Annotated in this window: 13 protein-coding genes and 2 tRNA genes; 12 read left to right on the forward strand and 3 right to left on the reverse strand. The window is 41.0% G+C overall.

Translation table 11 applies throughout. The features are described 5' to 3' along the window. The first annotated feature begins 175 nt into the window (after nucleotides 1-175). On the forward strand, nucleotides 176-1,231 hold the full coding sequence (locus VK664_RS14160; RefSeq protein WP_461399331.1) for a zinc dependent phospholipase C family protein: 1,056 nt from the start codon (nucleotides 176-178) through the stop codon (nucleotides 1,229-1,231). Here the strand turns inward: VK664_RS14160 and VK664_RS14165 are convergent. Next, on the reverse strand, nucleotides 1,191-2,762 hold the full coding sequence (locus tag VK664_RS14165) for an NAD(P)/FAD-dependent oxidoreductase (RefSeq protein WP_461399332.1): 1,572 nt from the start codon (nucleotides 2,760-2,762) through the stop codon (nucleotides 1,191-1,193). The two genes, VK664_RS14160 and VK664_RS14165, sit on opposite strands and share 41 nt — an antisense overlap. Before the next feature lie 656 nt (nucleotides 2,763-3,418). Between VK664_RS14165 and dnaA the strand changes: the two genes are divergently transcribed. The 3 genes from dnaA (at nucleotide 3,419) to VK664_RS14180 (ending at nucleotide 5,432) form a co-directional block, all read left to right on the forward strand. Further along, nucleotides 3,419-4,852 (forward strand): chromosomal replication initiator protein DnaA, encoded by a 1,434-nt coding sequence (gene dnaA / locus VK664_RS14170; RefSeq protein WP_461399333.1) that lies wholly within the window; start codon nucleotides 3,419-3,421, stop codon nucleotides 4,850-4,852. Nucleotides 4,853-5,058: 206 nt separating this feature from the next. Further along, nucleotides 5,059-5,149, forward strand: a tRNA-Ser gene (locus VK664_RS14175). A gap of 209 nt (nucleotides 5,150-5,358) precedes the next feature. Continuing rightward, nucleotides 5,359-5,432: transfer RNA gene (locus tag VK664_RS14180), tRNA-Pro, on the forward strand. A 157-nt stretch (nucleotides 5,433-5,589) separates the two neighbouring features. Here the strand turns inward: VK664_RS14180 and VK664_RS14185 are convergent. After that, a complete protein-coding gene (locus VK664_RS14185) occupies nucleotides 5,590-6,480 on the reverse strand; it encodes an AraC family transcriptional regulator (protein WP_461399334.1) in 891 nt (296 codons plus the stop codon). A gap of 150 nt (nucleotides 6,481-6,630) precedes the next feature. Here VK664_RS14185 and VK664_RS14190 point away from each other — a divergent pair, with 150 nt between their 5' ends. The 8 genes from VK664_RS14190 (at nucleotide 6,631) to VK664_RS14225 (ending at nucleotide 19,577) form a co-directional block, all read left to right on the forward strand. Next, nucleotides 6,631-9,903 (forward strand): SusC/RagA family TonB-linked outer membrane protein, encoded by a 3,273-nt coding sequence (locus tag VK664_RS14190; protein WP_461399335.1) that lies wholly within the window; start codon nucleotides 6,631-6,633, stop codon nucleotides 9,901-9,903. 33 nt (nucleotides 9,904-9,936) lie between these two features. After that, nucleotides 9,937-11,631, forward strand: a complete 1,695-nt coding sequence (locus VK664_RS14195) for a RagB/SusD family nutrient uptake outer membrane protein (protein WP_461399336.1) — start codon at nucleotides 9,937-9,939, stop codon at nucleotides 11,629-11,631. Then, complete coding sequence (locus VK664_RS14200) at nucleotides 11,594-13,948, forward strand: outer membrane protein assembly factor BamB family protein (protein WP_461399337.1); 2,355 nt, start codon at nucleotides 11,594-11,596, stop codon at nucleotides 13,946-13,948. Before VK664_RS14195 ends, VK664_RS14200 begins: the two co-directional genes overlap by 38 nt. A 55-nt stretch (nucleotides 13,949-14,003) precedes the next feature. Then, complete coding sequence (locus VK664_RS14205; RefSeq protein WP_461399338.1) at nucleotides 14,004-15,377, forward strand: 3-keto-disaccharide hydrolase; 1,374 nt, start codon at nucleotides 14,004-14,006, stop codon at nucleotides 15,375-15,377. A 2-nt stretch (nucleotides 15,378-15,379) separates the two neighbouring features. Continuing rightward, nucleotides 15,380-16,297 carry a DUF6807 family protein gene (locus VK664_RS14210; protein WP_461399339.1) on the forward strand — a complete coding sequence of 306 codons (918 nt, stop codon included), beginning with the start codon at nucleotides 15,380-15,382 and terminating at the stop codon, nucleotides 16,295-16,297. 102 nt (nucleotides 16,298-16,399) lie between these two features. After that, entirely contained in the window at nucleotides 16,400-17,560 is a 1,161-nt protein-coding gene (locus VK664_RS14215) for a Gfo/Idh/MocA family protein (protein WP_461399340.1), read from the forward strand. Nucleotides 17,561-17,946: 386 nt separating this feature from the next. Beyond that, nucleotides 17,947-18,441, forward strand: a complete 495-nt coding sequence (locus VK664_RS14220; protein WP_461399341.1) for a hypothetical protein — start codon at nucleotides 17,947-17,949, stop codon at nucleotides 18,439-18,441. A 218-nt stretch (nucleotides 18,442-18,659) separates the two neighbouring features. After that, nucleotides 18,660-19,577, forward strand: a complete 918-nt coding sequence (locus VK664_RS14225) for a pirin family protein (RefSeq protein WP_461399342.1) — start codon at nucleotides 18,660-18,662, stop codon at nucleotides 19,575-19,577. A 97-nt stretch (nucleotides 19,578-19,674) separates the two neighbouring features. On the opposite strand, the gene VK664_RS14230 is transcribed toward VK664_RS14225, so the two are convergent. Further along, the gene (locus VK664_RS14230) at nucleotides 19,675-20,133 is read right to left on the reverse strand and encodes a response regulator (RefSeq protein WP_461399343.1); all 459 of its coding nucleotides are present in this window, start codon (nucleotides 20,131-20,133) and stop codon (nucleotides 19,675-19,677) included. Nucleotides 20,134-20,169: the final 36 nt, after the last annotated feature.

Here is a 20,169-nt window from a genome sequence, read left to right on the forward strand (position 1 = left end):
TGTGACTCCAGTTAGTTTTGTGATGATACAAAAACTATGAATGAGTGCATCGCAATTTCGGGTTTTATTATTGAGTGGTCGAAAAATTATTTGGCCGGCAATGCGTTTTATTGATACATAAGTTTGAAATTTCCATTCTCATCAGTCGCAGATTTATGTTTTATTTGTTGCAGTTATGAAAAAACCATTTTCCCGTTTCTGTTCGTTATTGATCCTGGTTGTGATCAGTTTCTGTTGTACCAGCTGGGGATTCCTGGTTCACCGGTCCATAAACCAATTAGCTATTTACATTCTTCCCAACTCAATGGGCTTGTTTTTCCATCAGAATCTTGACTACCTGGTAAAGGAATCAGTAAGGGCCGATACCCGGAGAGACAAAGATTCACTCGAAGCGCCAAAACATTTTATTGATTTTGAAGCCTATGATCCGGATCAGCTGGGAGCATGGAAAATGCCTTTCAAATACACAGATGCCCTTGCGAAATATGGCAAAGATTCACTCCAGAAATATGGGTACCTTCCATACCAGGTGATTGAATCGAAAAACAGGCTCACCGCGGCTTTTAAAGCATGGGACAAAGATTCCATACTTTTTCATGCTGCTGATCTTGCACATTATGTGGCTGATGCACATGTACCGCTGCATACCACTTTGAATTATGATGGACAACTTACCGGCCAGCAGGGTTTGCATAGTTTATGGGAATCGATGATGCCCGAGCTCTACCTGGATCAGTTTGAATTGTACATTCCATATAAGGTTACTTACCTGAAAAATCCCGAACAGGCGATCTGGGGTGCACTCCGGACTTCATACCTGCTTGTAGATGATATGTTGAAGAAAGAAGCTTTAACTGCCAAAGATTTCCCCGGCGATTCCAGGTATCGTATCCAGGTAAGAAAAGGTAAGACAGTTAAAACATACAATACAGATTTTGCAAAGGCTTACTATCAACGCATAGGCAAGAGCGTTAACCTGCAAATGCTGCTGGCTGTGAATCTTGTCGCAGATTTCTGGTATACCTGCTGGGTTGATGCGGGGGAGCCGTCTCTCGATATCTTAATGGATAAAAATCAAAAGAACAAAAGAGATCTTAAGTCTGAAAAGATTTCTCATAAAAAAAACACCCTGATCAAAAATCAGTTGCTGTTAGCAAAGAAGAAAACTGATAATGAGTTAAACAACGATGTTAAGAACCAACCGGATTCAACACAGCCAGGATCGCGCTGACTACGCGCTCTCCATCCATTGCTGCGCTCACAATACCGCCCGCATAACCCGCACCTTCACCACATGGATAGAGATTTTTTACCTGCGGATGTTGAAGCGTTAAAGAATCGCGTGGAATGCGCACAGGTGAAGAGGTTCTTGACTCTGTTGCAACCATTATTGCTTCGTTTGTGTAATATCCCCGCATCTTCTTGCCAAACATTGGCAGTGCTGCACGCAAAGAATCGCTGATAAACCGTGGTAGTACTGTATTTAGCTCTGCTGATCGGATGCCTGGAAGATAGGAGCAGTCAGGTAAAGATGCTGAAATTTTTCCCTCAACAAAATCAACTACCCGTTGGGCCGGGGCTACCAGGCTCCCGCCTCCGGCGATAAATGCCTTTTGTTCAACGCTGGCCTGAAATTCCATTGCAGCAAGTGGATTGCTGGTTTCTCCATCCCAATAATCTTTTGGTTCGACAGACACAACCATGCCACTGTTTGCAAAAGGATTGTTTCGTTTTGATGGTGACCATCCGTTTACAACTATTTCTCCCGGATTAGTAGCTGCGGGAGCGATTATACCGCCAGGACACATACAAAATGAAAATACGCCCCGGTTACTTACCTGTTGCACGAGACTATAAGCTGCCGGAGGCAGAAACTCGTCACGAACAGGGCAATGATATTGGATGGAGTCAATAAGTTGCTGGGGATGTTCTATACGGACACCCAAAGCGAACGGTTTTGCTTCAACCAGGATGTTCTTCCGGTGAAGCAGCATAAATATATCGCGTGCCGAATGACCTGTTGCAAGGATCACTGCATTTGCATCGAATTGTTCCCCGCCTTCGACAGTAACGCCATTTATGCGATCCTTATTAATTATAAAATCAGTTACTTTTTTTTCGAATAGGAATAATCCCCCCGCATCTTCGATTTGTTTACGCATAGCAGTAATAATCTGCGGCAGTTTATTGGTTCCGATATGCGGATGAGCATCGTATAAAATAGACTCAGGTGCACCAAACTGAAACAAAAGGGAAAGAACTCTTTGTAAATCTCCTCTTTTTGTGCTGCGGGTATATAACTTTCCATCACTGTATGTTCCGGCTCCGCCTTCACCAAAGCAATAATTACTTTCAGGATTCACCAATCCGTCCTTGTTAAGTGCGGCAAGATCTCTTCGCCTTGACCGAACATCTTTTCCCCTTTCAAGAACAATAGGCCGGATTCCATTTTCGATTAGTTTCAAGGCAGCAAACAACCCTGCAGGGCCACCACCGACAACAATAATTTTTTGGGGTGACTGGGTAACATCGGGAAAGTTGATCCTGATCACTTTCTCATTATGAAATGGCTCATTGATATATATTAGAAGATTGAGAAGAATATAAGTTTGTCTTCCGCGTGCATCAATAGATTTTTTGTTAATAATGAAGCCTGAAATTTCAGTTGGGGAGATGCTGAGTGATTGAGCAGCATACTGTTGTATAATGTTATCATCGTTTGCTTCTGAAGGAAGCAATTTTAGCGAAATTGATTTTTGCATGGTGTTAGGTATTTATCCTAAAATATTACAGCAAAAATACACTATATTATTCCCGGTTTGGGGTCATTGAAATGTAAATAGTTAGAAACGTTGTCGGGTTTTTTCTTGCAAAATCTGGATGAAAACAATGCAAAGCTTATTGTTTGTCTAATTCTTTTTAAAAAGAAATTTTAACCATCAGCCGACTAAAATAATTTGTATCTTCAAGAGATATCGAAAAAAAATCCCCATAACGTCATCCGTTTAATTTTTAAGATTTTTTTTCCTTGTTGATAGTCCCTTCTAAACACAACTTGTTGCATAAATCCATAGCCGTTTTTTATTCTTGATAAATATCAAGCCCTTTAAAAAAAGATATTATGCCAACTTATTTTTCTTATTATTTTCTTAAACGACGGTTTTAATAAAACCCGCTACCGGTCAGTGTTTCAGTCTAGTGCGAATGGTATCATCCAAACAAATATACAATGGGATTAAGACGCATGGTTGTATAGTTGAAACATCAAACGAATAAAAAATTTTTTTTTCAAAAAAAAGTTTTGATATTCGCTCCCCTACGTTAATTTTTTGTGGAGAACTTATTATCTAAGTCTTGTGAAATTGTGTTAATGGAGGAGTAAAAAACTTTAACTCATTCTAAAAATCGCTATTGCATAATGGCTAAGTCCTTCGATAAAGTTTGGAGTAATTGTCTGGAAATAATTAAAGATATTGTCGAGTGGCAGCATTACAAAACCTGGTTTGAACCTATCGCCCCGGTTGAATTAAAATCAAACATCCTGGTAATTCAGGTTCCAAGTCAGTTCTTTTATGAGTATCTTGAAGAACACTATGTAAATTTATTGGCAAAGACTTTGCGTCGTGTACTTGGTAAAGATGCTCAATTAGAATATCGCATTATGGTTGACAGTGGTAATCATGCCCACAAACCACTTACAATGGATGTTCCTGCTCATGGGTATAAAACCTTTTCGAATAATGAAATGGATTTTCCCTTAATCATACACAATCCCGTTAAGAATCCTTTTGTGATTCCCGGTCTGAAAAAAATGCAGATCGATTCGCAATTGAATCCCATCTATACATTTGATAATTTTATTGAAGGTGATTCTAACAGGGTTGCACGCAGGGCCGGTAAAACGGTTGCTGAAAAACCTGGTTCCAGTTCTTTTAATCCGCTGGTTATATATGGTAGCGTGGGTCTTGGTAAAACGCATCTTGCCCAGGCGATTGGCAACGAAACAAAACGTATGATGCCAAATAAAGTGGTTTTGTATGTGAGTTCTGAAAAATTTATTAACCAGTTCCAGGATCACAGCCGCAATAATGCAATCAATGACTTTATACATTTTTATCAATTGGTAGATGTGTTGATCATTGATGATGTTCAGTTCTTCAATCGTGCGGAAAAATCACAGGATGCTTTTTTTGCGATATTTAATCACCTTCACCAAAGTGGTAAACAACTTATACTTTCTTCAGACAAACCGCCAAAAGATCTTGAGGGCGTACAGGAAAGATTGTTGAGTCGTTTTCGTTGGGGTTTAAGTGCAGATCTTCAGATTCCGGATTATGAAACAAGGATCGAGATCCTCGAAAGAAAAATGAAAAATGATGGTTTGGATATGCCGCGTGAAGTGGTTAAATATCTTGCCTATAATATCAACAGCAATGTCCGGGAGCTTGAGGGAGCACTTATATCATTGTTGGCACAGTCTTCGCTCAACAAGCGTGAAATTGACCTTGATTTAGCGAAACGCGTACTCAGAAATTTTGTGAAAACAAGCAGTAAAGAAATAACGATAGAGACCATCCAGAAAATGGTATGCGAATACTTCGATGTTCCTTACGATAAACTTCTTCAGAAAACCCGCAAGCGGGAAATTGTTCAGGCCCGGCAAATCACAATGTATCTTGCCAAAGCTTTTACAAAAAATTCACTCAAAACCATTGGTGAACATTTTGGCGGACGCGATCACACAACAGTCATTCACTCTTGCCAGACTGTGAAAGATCTGATGGATACTGATAGCACGTTCCGTGAAAGCGTAGTGGAACTCCAGCAGAAAGTTCAGTTGGCTGCTATGTAACAGGCAGCAGTTTTCCGGGTTTGAATCCATTTGGTATTTGTTAAAAGTGGCAATATGGTCCCATAGTTCTTTTTGTATTTTTGATACTCAGAATCAGTGGCAGGAACGAGTTTCCGGCTCTCCGAAAAAAAATCTGTGAAATTGTCAGTTAACAATTACAATTGACAATACTTTTCCCTATTTTTGCCCTCCCGAAAAAAGGGCTCGGAGAGGTGCCTGAGTGGCCGAAAGGGCCGGTTTGCTAAACCGTTATACGAGCTTAAACTTGTATCGAGGGTTCGAATCCCTCCCTCTCCGCCGTCGCTCACCGGCTTTTTTTAGAACAGGTGGGCTAATTAAATGGAAAGTGAATTTGTGAGGCGAGCTATGGCGGACGCGGTCCGCCAGTGAAGAAAGGTAAATGGGAACAGGAATTAGAAAGGGAGATTGAAGATTAGTAAGTAAGGAGTGGGGATTAAAAGGTGAGAGAGATTGCAGATTAAAAATATAAAAAGCGGTAACAGGATCGGGGCGTAGCGTAGCCCGGTATCGCGCCAGGTTTGGGACCTGGAGGCCGCAGGTTCGAATCCTGCCGCCCCGACATTGTTCACCGTAGCTTTAGCAAAGGTGAACTTCACCCACCGGCTTAAATTAAGTTGGTGGGTTTTTTTATGTCATAGCAATCTTCGAACAACTTGCTCAATTTGCCATCGGGATTCACCTTGGTATTACAGAGAGTATTAACAGCGCAACTTTCTTTAAAAATCACTGTAAGCATCGATTTTTACCTTCATGTACTCGTTCCTGTATTTCAGCGGTTGCTTACCTGTTACACCTTTGAATTGTTTATTAAAATTAGAAAGTGTAGAAAAGCCGGATTCATAACATACCTGTTCAATACTTAATTCTCCTTCATTAAGGAGTTTGGCTGCGTAATCAATCCTGATCTCTTTTAAAAAATCAGAAAATGATTTATTAACCCGCGATTTAAAATACCTGCTAAATGAAGTAAGGGTCATATTGGCGATATCTGCAACTTCTTTAAGCGCTATTTTACGTTGGAAGTTTTTGATTACATGTTCGTACACCTTGTTCATTCTATCCTTCTCTTCATCAGTATGAGAAGCAACATAGTGTGTATGTGTAATAAAATGGCATTCCGGGGACTTGGCTATTAAATCCAAAATCTTTAAAACCTGGATAATACTATCAACACCCGATAACTTTAATAAATCTTTCATCATCCTGCTCACCTCCTGGTTTGTTGTACCAGTTATTTCCAGACCACGCACAGATTTTCGCAACAAATGATGAATATTTTCAAGTTCTTCTTTATGGTGAAGGGTCTCACCTAAAAAATGATCATGAAAATAGATCACGATTCCGGCTGCGTCGAGTTTATTTTTCTTATCAAAGTAGGCAATATCATTCCTCCAGACATGGGGTACATTCGGGCCGGTAAATACCAGGTCTCCTTCCTTAAAAGGTTTTATTACATCACCCACAAACCGCATTCCTTCTCCTTTTAAAACTAAAAATAATTGATGCTCCGGGTGAAAATGAAAAGTAGTATCGAAATGAGGCTGATGCAATTCTTTTGCTACAAACACTTTTGATTCTGGAATAGGAGATTTTTGAATAAACTTCATATAGGCAAATTTTTTCATAAACATAACACACTTGTCATATATTCTGATATAATTCAGTTATAATCGGATATTAAAAAGCAATCCTTTGTAGTTAAAATGGATTTCCTTTATTCCAGCATTTTTTTTCTGCCAAACTTAATTGCTTCTTATATGAAATATTTTCAACTGAACCCTACCCGGGGGAATGCCAATTCAACTGGCCAAAATCGTTTTTTCTTTTCCGCGAAAAGCAAACATTTTATCATCGTTTTTTTTCTCTTAATGAACTTTTCCTTTCAGGTAATTGCCCAGGATCACCAGGTTACCGGGAGAATTCTGGACCAGGATGGAAAAGAGTTATCTGGTTCCAGTGTTAGTGTAAAAAATACAAACATTGCCACCTTAACAGATTCAAGTGGTAATTTTTCTATTCGTGTTCCTAATTCATCTTCAGTACTCGTGGTTACCTTTGTTGGATTCACCACCCAGGAAGTGCCGGTTACTGACAAGTCAATTATTGATGTAACGATGGTTCGTGACGGCTCGGCTCTGCAGGATGTGGTGGTGGTGGGTTATGGTGTTCAAACTAAAAAGAGTCTGACCGGTGCAGTTGCTACGGTTAAAGAAGAACAATTGCGCGTTAGTCCTGTCGGTGATCCTGCCTCAAGACTCCAGGGCAGGGTAGCCGGTGTTACCGTTACAAACAATAATGCCCCGGGTGCCACATCCAGTGTGCGGGTACGGGGTTATGGCTCGCTGGGTAATAATAACCCATTATATATTATTGACGGTATTCCGAGAACGACCATGGATAATATTAATTCGAACGATATCGAATCCATGACGGTATTGAAGGATGCGTCTTCGTCTGCCATATATGGATCGCGCGCCGCAAATGGTGTAATTGTTATTACCACTAAACACGGTACATCCGGTGCGCCGGTTTTAAGTTTTGATGTCCGTACCGGTTTTCAACAAAAAACCAATCGCCCGGATCTGATGAACTCTGCAGAAGCCGGGGAGAATTTGTGGCAGAAGTTTAAAAACATGGGTCTTCGTCAAGGTGATCCGGGATGGGGTACTGCACAGTACGGCTATGGAGCTACCCCGGTAGTTCCGGATTATATACTGCCGGCAGGCGGAATGGTGGGGCAGGTAGATGAAAGTACTTATAGCTGGCCTAATCCTTATAATGCTATCACCAAAACCAATAAAGGAGATATCGATTGGTATGAACAAATATTCAGCAGGGCTCCGGTACAGGAATATAATATTAATATCAGTGGAGGAACTGCCGGTAAAAATAATTATTCTTTATCTGCCGGTTATTTGGATCAGAAAGGTATCCTTAATTATGGTGGAGATGATATAAACGGGCGCACATCGAATGGCTATAAACGTTATTCTCTAAGGTCTAACGGCGATGTAAAAGTGAACAAATGGCTGAAAGCAGGAATTAGCATGGGTGCCACTTTTAACAATTTCACAGGAACAAACGGAACGGGTCCAATCAATACAACGCTTACGCTTAGCCCGCTAATTCCTATCTATGATATTCGGGGAAATTTTGCAGGGTCAAAATCGCCAGTCACCGGGAACGGCCGGAACGCAGTTGCGGATCTTGTTCGTAACAATAATGATTATACACGGGGTTTGCTCTTACAGGCCAGTTCCTATGTTCAGATATCTTTAATGAAGGATCTCGTATTTAAGTCGCTGTTTGGGTTTAGTTATGATGCAAACAGTTCCTTAGACCGTAACCTGATGGATCCTGAATTCAACCAGACACAACTCGTAAGTACATTAAGCACCACTGCCACAAACGCAAGGCAGTACAACTGGGCTAACACCCTAAACTACACGAAGCTTATTCACGACGATCACCGTGTAAGTGTCCTTGTGGGAATGGAAGCTGTCGACAACTATTCAGAATTCGTAACCGGTGGTCGTTCAACCTATGCTTTTACAGATCCTAATTATATGGTGTTAAGTTCGGGTCAGAAAGATGTGACCAATTCAGGCACATTTGATCAATCAAGACTTTTTTCTTATTTCGGACGTATAAACTATGATTACCAGGGAAAATATCTTTTCGAAGGAACGCTTCGCCAGGACGCCTCTTCCAGGTTTATCAATCAATACCAGTCAGGAACATTTCCTGCATTCTCTGTTGGCTGGAGAATTTCACAGGAAGACTTTATGCAGGATGTTAGCTGGATTAATGACCTGAAACTAAGGGTGGGCTGGGGAAAAAATGGTAATGACAATGTGGGTAACTACAATGCATATACGACCTACATAGCCAATGGGAGTGAATCTTACTACAATATTTCCGGTTCAAGCAGAAGTTCTTCTGTTGCGGGTATTCACCAATCCACACTTGGCAATCCTAATGCGAGATGGGAAACCAGCGTAGCTAATAACCTGGGGCTTGACTTAGTATTGTTCGATTCAAAATTTGAAACAAGCCTGGATGTTTACACGCGTTCTACTACAGATATGCTTTATAATGATCAAAAGCCGGCTACATGGGGCGAAGTAAATCTTCCTAATGTTAATATCGGCGAAATGCAAAATAAAGGTTTTGACCTCAATCTAACTTACCGTGGTAAAGTGGGTAAGGATTTCAATTTCTCGGTAAATGCCAATATCTCACACTTCAGAAACGAAGTGGTTAAATTAAATGGGAATCCTTCGGAAATCCGTTATGGAAATGCAACAGAAGCAAGCTTTAATACCGCTACAGTAACAGGGCAACCGCTTGATGCATTTTATGGATATGTAGTAGAAGGTATATTCAATACGCAGGAAGAGGTTAACAAATGGCCAAAATATAACCCGAATGTGGCTGGGGTGGATGTTTACAGCATGCCCGGTGTATTTAAATTCCAGGATGTAAATGGCGATGGAAAAATAACTCCCCTGGATCGTACATTTATTGGTGATGGATACCCGGACTATACTTATGGATTTAATATTGACCTGAGTTATAAGAATTGGGATCTGAATATCTTTTTGCAGGGGCTGCAGGGAAGAAAAATTATCAATTCTGTTAGCCGTAATATGCTGTTTATACGTAACGATGGTAACTACCTCAGAAAAAGACTTTATGAATCATGGACCCCTGAGCGTTACGCCAGCGGCTCAAAAATAACCGTTCCCATTACTATTAATAGCGATGCTAACATGCAATTACCCTCTACTTTTTTTGTTGAGGACGGGGACTACGCCAGGTTAAAAAATCTGCAGTTGGGTTATAACTTTTCACCGACGCTGCTTTCGAAGATCAAAGTAACCAACCTGCGTGTTTATGTACAGGCAATAAACCTCTTTACAATAACCAAATACTCTGGTTTAGATCCCGAAGTGGCAGAACAGGGGGTCGATAATTCTGTTTATCCCACCTCCCAAATTTTTATGCTCGGTGTAAATTTGAAATTCTAAACAGGCTAGCTTAACTATTCTAATAATTGTTATATGAAAAAGATACTGGTTTTTACATTGACAAGTTTTATACTCTTACTTACATCATGTAAAAAGGAGTGGTTGACCATTAAGCCAAAGGGCCAGGCCAGCTTTGAAACTTTATTGAACAAGGATGGTGTTAATTTGCTTTTGATTGGCGCCTATGCAGATGTAGATGGTGCAAATAATAAAAGTGCGCAGCCCCAGGCATGGTCTTCGGGTGTGTCGAATTGGGTTTGGGGAAGTGTTGCAGGTGGAGATGCATATAAGGGCTCTAATTCCGGCGACCAGGCATTAATCAATGATATTGCAGGCTTTTATTTAACGGCCGATAATACATACGTGAATAGCCATTGGATGCTGGGGTATGATGGAGTAGTTCGTTGTAATGATGTTCTGAAGGCTGTTCAACTGGCAACAGGAATGACAGATGTTGAAAAACTTCAGGCACAGGCGCAGGCGCGTTTTCTTCGTGCTCATTTTTATAATGAACTAACGATTGTTCACGGAAAAGTTCCCTATATAGACGAAAATACCCCTAATCCAACAGAGGTTCCCAATGATCATTTGCTTTGGGCAGAAATGGAAGCTGACCTGCAATTTGCAATAACAAATCTTCCGGGAAGATGGGTTGATAAAGGACGAGCAACAAGCTGGGCAGCGAAAACATTTCTTGCGAGGGTTTATATGTCGCAACAAAAATATGACAAGGCCATGCCGTTACTCAGAGATGTATACACAAATGGAGGATATACATTGGTTCCGGATTTTATCCAGAATTTCCTGATTGCAACCGTCAATAATTCCGAATCAATTTTTGAAATTCAATATGCTGTGAACGATGGTTTTGGCGCGGATAATGCAAACATTGCAGACGCACTCAATTCTCCGACTTTTAAATCATCGAGCAATTTTTTTCAGCCCTCACATGCATTGGTAAGCGCTTTCAGAGTTGATAACAATGGCCTTCCATTGAATCCGGATGCTACTACCTATAATGCAAATGAAATTCTTCCTTTTGATCCTACAGGCAAAACTGTTCCCTATAAACTTCCCGTGGATCCACGTCTTGACTGGACTATTGCCAGGCCAGGCGTTCCGGATTTTGATTGGGGAATTCCGGATATCTCCTGGATTCGTGACCCGGCTAATGGGGGGCCTTATTATTCAAAAAAATCAACCTATCTGAAATCTGAGAAGAATATTTTTTCCAGCACCACTGTTCGTCCCGGAGCTAATGCGAATAACTTTCGTAAATATAAATTAAGTCATGTTATTCTCTGGCTCGCAGAATGTGAAACAGAAATAGGTTCAATTCATAATGCCACTACGCTGGTTAATGAGATCAGGAACAGGGCCAAAAAATCTTCTGTGGTCAGGTTTAGCAACGGCGATCCCGCAGCTAACTATATAGTAGAACCTTATCCCGGAGATTTTGCAACACAGGCTGCGGCAAGACTGGCTATTCGCCATGAAGAGCGACTTGAGTTTGCGTGTGAAGGTGCAAGATTTTTTGACCTGGTACGTTGGGGGATTATTGGACCAGTGCTGAACAAGTACTTGAGTGTTGACGGTAAAATATTGCCGTCTTTAGCGAATAAAGTTTTCCTGGTAGGCCAACACGAAGTAAGACCTATTCCTCAGACCCAGATTGATCTGTCGAAAAAAGATGGAAAATCAGTTCTCACGCAGAACCCAGGATATTGAACAGGCTGCTAACCAAAAAATATTACAAATTAAAACAAGAAAAAACCAGGAGATGATCCGTATTAAAATTATCGATTCGGCGAGGATGATGTTGGTTGGTGTTGTCTTCCTTACTGCAACCGCTTGTAACGAAGATAGTAAGACTTATAAAGATTGGCAGGCATATGGCGGTAGCAGCGAAAATATAAAATACTCAGGCCTAACGGAAATAGACACACTAAATGTGAAGGGACTCACGGTTGCCTGGACTTATGCCTCCGGACAGGCTTCTGCCACTAATACAACGGATATGAAAACAAATCCTATTGTTGTAAATGGTATTCTTTACGGACTTAATCCGCAACTTAAATTATTTGCGCTGGATGCGGCTACCGGAAAAGAAAAATGGGTGTATGATCCGGGAACCGTTCCGGAGAAAGGTAAAAACATTGGCCGTGGCAATTTCGCCACTTCTACAAAAATTTCAAGAGGCGTTGCTTATTATAATGGTGGTGAGAACGACCAACGGATCTTATACACACCCGGGGGAGGACATGCATTATATTGCATCGATGCACTGACCGGGAAGCTTATTAAATCGTTCGGAAATAATGGCATCGTTGATCTGCATGATGGCTTAGAGATAAAAAATGCGGATGATTTGCATATAAGCAATACCAGCCCGGGAATTATTTATAAAGATCTGATCATTATGGGTTCCCGTTTATCTGAAGCAGCGCAATCTGCACCCGGGCATATCAGGGCCTATGATGTACATACCGGAAAACAACGATGGATATTTCATACCATTCCACATCCCGGTGAACCAGGTTATGAATCATGGGAGAATCCAGATGCATATACATATGTAGGTGGAGCCAATGTGTGGGGAGGATTCAGCCTCGATGAAAAAAGAGGAATGGTGTTTGCGGGCACGGGTTCTGCTACACCGGATTTTTATGGCGGTAACAGGAAAGGGAATAATCTTTACGCGAACTCGGTACTGGCGCTGGATGCCGCATCAGGCCGCCTGATATGGCATTACCAGGTTGTGCATCATGATCTTTGGGACTATGATATTCCTACACATCCCATCATGGCTACCATAACAAAAGATGGCAAGAAAGTAGATGTCGCAGTGCAGTTAACCAAGCAGGGATTTATATTTATGTTCGACAGGGTAACAGGTAAACCTATTCATCCAATAAAGGAAGTGCCTGTACCATCCTCAACTCTTGATGGAGAAAAGACTTCGCCAACGCAACCGGTTCCTACATTTTTTAAACCATTCGTACGCCAGGTACTTACGGAAGATGACCTGTTTCGGGAAGGCATATCTGATTCTTCGTATCAGGATATCCTGCAAAAATTCAGATCTTATAAAACAGGTAATATGTGGAATCCGCCTTCTTCACAAGGAACTTTGCAAAATCCTGGATGGAATGGTGGAAATGAATGGGGAGGGCCTTCTTATGATCCAACAACCGGCATCATGTATGTCAACGGCAATGAGTCGCCCTGGGTAGTTCGCTTGACAGATGTTAATCAACCTGATAAAACAAGGCGAGTGAGAACAAACCTCGAAGTCGGGAAATCTTTATTTGAATCACAGTGCAGCGGGTGCCATGGCAATGACAGGAGAGGGGGGGAAACCAATCCGGCATTGGCGGCGAACCCATCATTGGTAGGAATCGAAAAAAGAAGCAATTTAAATACCGGCGTGAAATATACTGAAGCAACTTTTAAAAGCCTCATTACATCAGGAAGAAATAATATGCCGCCTTTTGGTCATTTGAATGAAGAACAAAAAACGGCTGTAGCTTCTTATGTGCTGAATATTACCTCCAAACAAAAAGAGGAGTTTAGGGTTTCAGAAAATGACGAAAAACAGCCCAGTTATTTTAAAAGTCCTTACCGCCTTGAAGGTGGTAAGTTTTTAACCAGCCAGGGCTACCCGGCGGTAAAACCACCATGGGGACATCTTACAGCTATTAATCTTAATACTGGAGAAGAGGTTTGGAAAAAGACAATTGGAGACTATCCCGAATTGAAAGCAAAAGGCATTCATGCCGGCAGTGAAAACTTCGGATCATCCGCTGTTACTGCGGGAGGGATAATATTTATAGCTGCAACGAGAGATGAAAAAATCAGGGCTTTCAATAAAAGGACTGGGGAATTATTATGGGAAGCAGATCTGCCCGCTGCAGGTATTGCAACTCCTTCCGTGTATGAAGTGAATGGCAAACAATATGTAGTTATAGCTTGTGGTGGTGGAGGCAAACAGAGAACAAAGTCGGGTGATAAATATGTTGCTTTTGCACTGCCTGGCAAACAATGATAAATTCTCATCCCAAAAAGTAAACATGTTTTTATTATTTACCCAAAGTTTGAATATGAGAAAGATGAAATTTTCAGTGGTCTTACTGGGAGTAATAGTACAATTTTTGTGTTCAGATGTGCTGGCACAGTCTAACGGTGACTGGGAAGTGCTTTTTAACGGGAAAGACTTTACAGGCTGGAGAGAACTGAATGGCAAACATAAATGGGAAGTAAAGGACGGTATGATCATCGGAACGGACGTACATGATCAGCCTAATGGATTTCTTTGCACCGAAAAGGAGTATGGAGATTTTATTCTTGAATTGGAGGTTTCAATTGATACCCTCATGAATAATTCGGGTATCCAGTTTCGAACCCGTAGCACGGCTGATTATCTTAACGGACGTGTACATGGATACCAGATGGAAGTAGATCCCAAACCACAAAGATGGAGCGGAAGTATCTACGATGAAGGAGGACGACGCGGATGGCTATATACTACAGAACTAAATGTGCCAGGCAAAACCGCATTTAAAAATAATCAATGGAATAAATATAGAATTGAGTGTTTCGGAACCACTATAAGAACATGGGTAAATAATATTCCCATCTCTTATTTGGTAGATGCTGAATCACTCAAAGGGTTTATCGGCCTTCAGCTTCATGCAAATAATCCAACTGATCCACCAGGCGGCAACCAGGTGAGGTTTCGTAACATCCGAATAAAAACAAAAAATATAAAAGCTTCCCCTGAACAGGATATCTATGTGGTGAATACTATTCCTAATAATCTCTCGCAACACGAAAAAACAACAGGATATTCATTGTTGTGGGATGGAAAATCGACAAGTGGCTGGACAGACAAATACGGATCAGCAATTCCTGAAAAGGGATGGGCTATAAGGGATAGTGCATTGATAACGCCCGACCGATCAGGAAATGGCAGCGGGTTTGATATTATGACTAAGAAACAGTTCAGTACTTTTATATTAAAGTTTGATTTTAAACTTACTACTGGTGCGAATAGCGGGATTAAATATTTTGTAGTGAATCAAAGTAAAAATTCACAAGCGGGAGAAGCAGTTGCCGCTTTGGAATACCAGATTGTTGATGACTCCGTGCCCGGCATATCCGGCAACCGTACACTTGGATCACTGGCAGATTTGTTAGCTCCCGAAAAAAACAGGTTTGCACTACGAAAAACAGGTGAATGGAATCAGGGCATTATAAAAGTGCTTCCAGGCAGCCAGGTGGAATACTGGTTAAATGGTTTTAAAATTCTTAGCTATAAACTTGGATCACCTGAATTTACTAATCTCGTTGCAAATAGTAAGTACAAAAACCTGCCGGATTTCGCTAAGCCTGCCTTAGGCCATATTCTATTGGAAGGTCGCGGAGGAACAGTATTTTATCGTAGTATAAAAATTAAGGAACTCAACAAGCATTAATAATGATCAGACCAATTTTTTTATACCTCTATATCATCCTTTTTACATTTAGCTGTGAAACTCCTCGTGGTACTGAAGGTGCCGGAATTAGTCCGGCTAAAAGTTTGTTGCTGAAACAGGATGCAGTTTCGGGAGCTATTTTTGTATTGAAACAGGACAGGAAAGATACCGTATTAACACAGGTAGCAAAAGCTGATGAGCGACCTTATATCCATCCTATTAATGCTCCCGACGGAAAGGGTGTGCTTACCGAATACCGTCCGGAACATCATCCGCATCAAACAGGAATTTATTGGGGACTGAAACTGGTAAATGGCCGGGATTATTTTATGAAATGGCAGGGTGATTACTGGCAGCGTGTTTTGGTAAACGTTATTAAAAATAACGGGCACCAGGTTAAATGGCAAACCGTTTATAACCTGATTGATGAGAAAGCGAATATTACACTTGTTGAAACTTCCAATTGGTCGTTGAAGGAAGAAGACGGCAGATATTTACTGGATCTTGAATGGAGAGGAGAAGCAAAAACGGATATAACTTTTGGAAAGTTTTATGTGGGCGGACTGTTTATCAGGATGCCCTGGAGTAAGGGCACCCCGGGAGAAATTGTCAATGCCATCGGGCAGCGTAACATGGCTTTGGAAGCGCAGCGCGCCATATGGGCAGACGTTGGTGTGCAGATAGCAGGAAGAGATGATTGGGGTCACATGACTGTATTCGATCACCCCGATAATTCAGATTTCCCTGTTCCATGGCGGGTAGATACTCAACTGGGGATAGGACCATCGAGACAAATTCTGGGCGACTGGAAATTGAATAAAGGTCAAACAGAAGTTTTTCGTTATCGGATAGTAATATATACAGGTAACCGTGATGATAAACAATTAACAAAATTATGGAAAGCATATATCTGTGAATAACGAACTGATTTTAAAAGTAACTCTAAGAAAACTATCGCACTGTTTCCTATCGGAATGTTTATGTGTTATATGATGATAACCTAAAGAAAACTTTATACCCATATGAATCAAAAAAAGATCAATATAGCGATTGTCGGTTTAGGATTCGGAGCTGAATTTATCCCAATTTATCAAAGACACCCTTCTGCAAATATGTATGCGGTTTGTCAACGGGACGAGAAAAAATTGGCGAACATCAGCAAAGCGTTTGGAATTGAGAAAACTTATAAAGATTACTACGAATTGCTAAAGGATCCTGAAATTGACGCTGTTCATATTAATACACCCATTCAACATCACGCGAAACAAACAATTGCAGCCCTGAGGGCTGGTAAACATGTTGCCTGTACTGTTCCTATGGCAACTACGGTTGAAGAATGCCGGCAAATTGTTGAAGTAGTTAAAGAAACCGGGCTAACCTACATGATGATGGAAACGGTTGTATATAGCCGTGAATTTTTATTTGTTAAGGAATTGTATGAAAAAGGTGAGTTAGGAAAGATCCAGTTTCTCCGGGCTTCGCATCAGCAGGAGATGGCTGGCTGGCCTGGCTATTGGGAAGGACTACCTCCTATGTATTATGCTACTCATTGTGTTGGCCCGGTGCTGGCGCTCACAAATGCTGAAGCAGAATATGTTTCATGTTTTGGCTCAGGCACAATAGCTGAAAATTTAATTTCAAAGTACGGTTCTCCTTTTGCAGTAGAAAGTTGCCATATTAAACTTCGCAATTCAGACCTTTCAACAGAGATAACCAGGTCACTATTTAATACCGCCAGGCAATACAGGGAAAGTTTCGATGTTTATGGCTCTAAAAAATCTTTCGAATGGACATTAATTGAGCATGAGGACAGTGTTATTCATGTCGGTGAAATTCCTTCGCGTGTGAAGATCCCTGATTATGCACATTTATTACCACCGGAAATTCAGGCTTTTACTACCTCGGGCGTTTATGATCAGGAGGAAAATCAACACCTTTCATTTATACAGGGATCGGGACATGGTGGATCACACCCACACCTGGTCAATGAATTTTTAAACTCACTTTTACAAAAACGTCAACCCTACCCAAATGCCAGCCAATCTGCTAACATAACCTGTGTTGGGATTCTTGCCCACGAATCAGCTATGAACGGGGGGGAAATAAAATACCTGCCCGAGTTTACTTTCTTAAAAAGCCAGGCTGAAAATGAGATACTGGTAAACCCGATGAAACAATTGTAGATAAATAGTCTGTGGCCATATCTCCTTGTATCCCTATAAAGGATATTCATCTGATCGAACTAAAAAATAAAAGAGGACCAAATAAGGGCCTGCAAACTCATTGATTTGCAGGCTCTTTTGTTTTTAAACTCGCCAGGTCAATTCATATAATACTGTTGAACTGTCAGTGCTGCAGCAAATCTCCAGAAATCATCCAGTTTTTCGATGTTTTTTTACATTCAAGGAAGTATTCTCATAGGCAGTTGGTTTTAATTCCGTCCTCTGTGCAAACGGAGTCTTTCTCTACATTCTTCATTCTAACACAACGATTGGTATTGCATTCATATTCACTGGTCCATTTCATCGCTTTAGAGGAACACTTGCTTTCACTTAAAAAAAATAACGATATGGGACAAAGAAACATGCTTGTAAACTTTGAATTTAAAAGTTACCATCTCTTGGGAGTTAGGAATAATCAGCGTTTAAAATCCCGGAGGCAAAGCGAATTGCCATTGCTGCAAGTGCAGATTGATTTCGCTGCAGGGAAAATGGCAGTGCAGGCTGACATGAAATGTATAATACACTTCAGTCGCCACATTGAGAACCAATACCTTTTTGCATACAAAAAGCGATTGCAAATGCAAATGAATATTTTATCGCCAGGCGCAGTTGATCTTGATGAAGTATCGTGTGATGGCCTGGTGTTTCCCCTGGAAGGTGAAATCAGCGATGAATCCATTTGGAATAATTGTACTGGTAAGCTTGTTTTGAAGAATACATGGGTTAACAATGATAGCAATCGATGGAATCTTGGTTTTTATTTTTATGATCAGTCAACCGATTGCGGCGAAATTAAATTCGATCTTCCTATTTACCTGGTTAATGGATATGAGGTGAACTGATCGCTGTTGAAACGAGAGGAAAGTAAAAACATTCCCCAAAGCATGATTGCATTAACGGAACCCTTTTTTTACTTACTTTGGCGATGAACAAAACCAGGAACCCATAAAACCAGTTGCAAATGTGTTATATCGTGCGCGGGCGGATACTTCCCGTTAACTGGTAGATCATTAATTCTGGCTTGTTTGGGCCAATAATTTTATAGATCAAACATTTAGCTATGCTGGAAATTGTAATAGAAGCACGGAATGCTGCTATCAGTAAATCAATGAAGGTTAAACGGATTCTTCCCTTCCGGTTGAGAAGAATGGTTGGTCCATTTATTTTTATGGACCATGCCGGACCGATTACAGAAGTACCTTCAGCATCATCATCATTGGATGTACTGCCACATCCACATATCGGTCTTTCGACTGTTAGCTACCTTTTTGGCGGGCAGGTCACACACCGTGATAGTTTAGGAGTGGAACAGATTATCAAGCCTGGTGAGGTGAACTGGATGACAGCAGGCCGGGGGATTGCTCACTCAGAAAGGTTTGAAGATCCGGCTGCACTTGCAGGTGGGAACCTGGAAATGATACAGACCTGGGTAGCTCTTCCTGAAAAATACGAAGAAGCGAACCCTTCATTTAATAATTACACACCGGATCAACTCCCTGTATATACAGACAAGGGTTTGTGGATGCGACTCATCGCGGGTACCGCATACGGCCTTGGCAACGATGTAAAAACAAACTCACCTCTATGTTATCTGCACGTGGTAATTCAGAAAGATGCAAGTTTCGGTCTTCCAAAAGAGCATTCAGAACGCGGCTTTTATATTGTAAAAGGAAGCATTGAAATATCGGGAACAAGTTATAGAGAAGGGCAAATGCTTGTGTTTAATAAAGGTGTTGACCCGCTTATCGTTGCAAAAGAAATTACCATCTTAATGCTGCTGGGTGGAGAACCTTTGGGCGAACGGTTTATCTGGTGGAACTTTGTTTCATCCCGTAAGGAACGAATCGAGCAGGCTAAAGAAGACTGGAAACAAGGTCGCATAATATTGCCCCCAACCGATAACAAAGAATTTATACCGCTACCGGAAGACGATTCCAGACCTGCCGGCACTGCTCCGAGACCGGAACCTTTATCTTAATTGGAGATTTATTCGGAGACAGTAACAGCTGATAGATTTCAGGAGGCATTTATTTTCCTGAATACTGATATCAACTTTCATCATGAAAGCTGGAAAATTATGAAAGCTGGAAAGTTGAATAATGTCCCTGTTGATTATATTTTTGAGTGATTAACAATGGATCTGACCAATCCATTTCAATGATTTGCTTCAGCCCTTCAAGCAGACCAGGATAATTTTCTGGTTTCGAAAAATACAGATTTGCCCCTTCATTGTAGGCGCGGGAAATATGGGTTGGCGACATTGAATTGGTAAACATAACTACTGGTAATTCCTGGTTTCCCATCTCGCGGATACCCTTCAGCCAATGAAAGCCATCATGTTTTGGCATGTTAATATCCAGGAACACCAGGTCGAAGGAATTGCTGGTAGCTTTCTCTATTTGTTCGAAAGAACTAAAATATGAAACCCTAATGGCCGGGTCTATGTCTTTCACCGCTTCGGCCACCAGTTCATAATCATCCATGTCATCATCTATTACCAAAATAGAATGTACTCTAGTTTTCGAAAGGTCCATTTGAAATGAATTTAATGACGCAAAGATAAGAAATTT

Source organism: Flavitalea sp., assembly GCF_035489435.1.
Classification (GTDB): domain Bacteria; phylum Bacteroidota; class Bacteroidia; order Chitinophagales; family Chitinophagaceae; genus DATHKG01.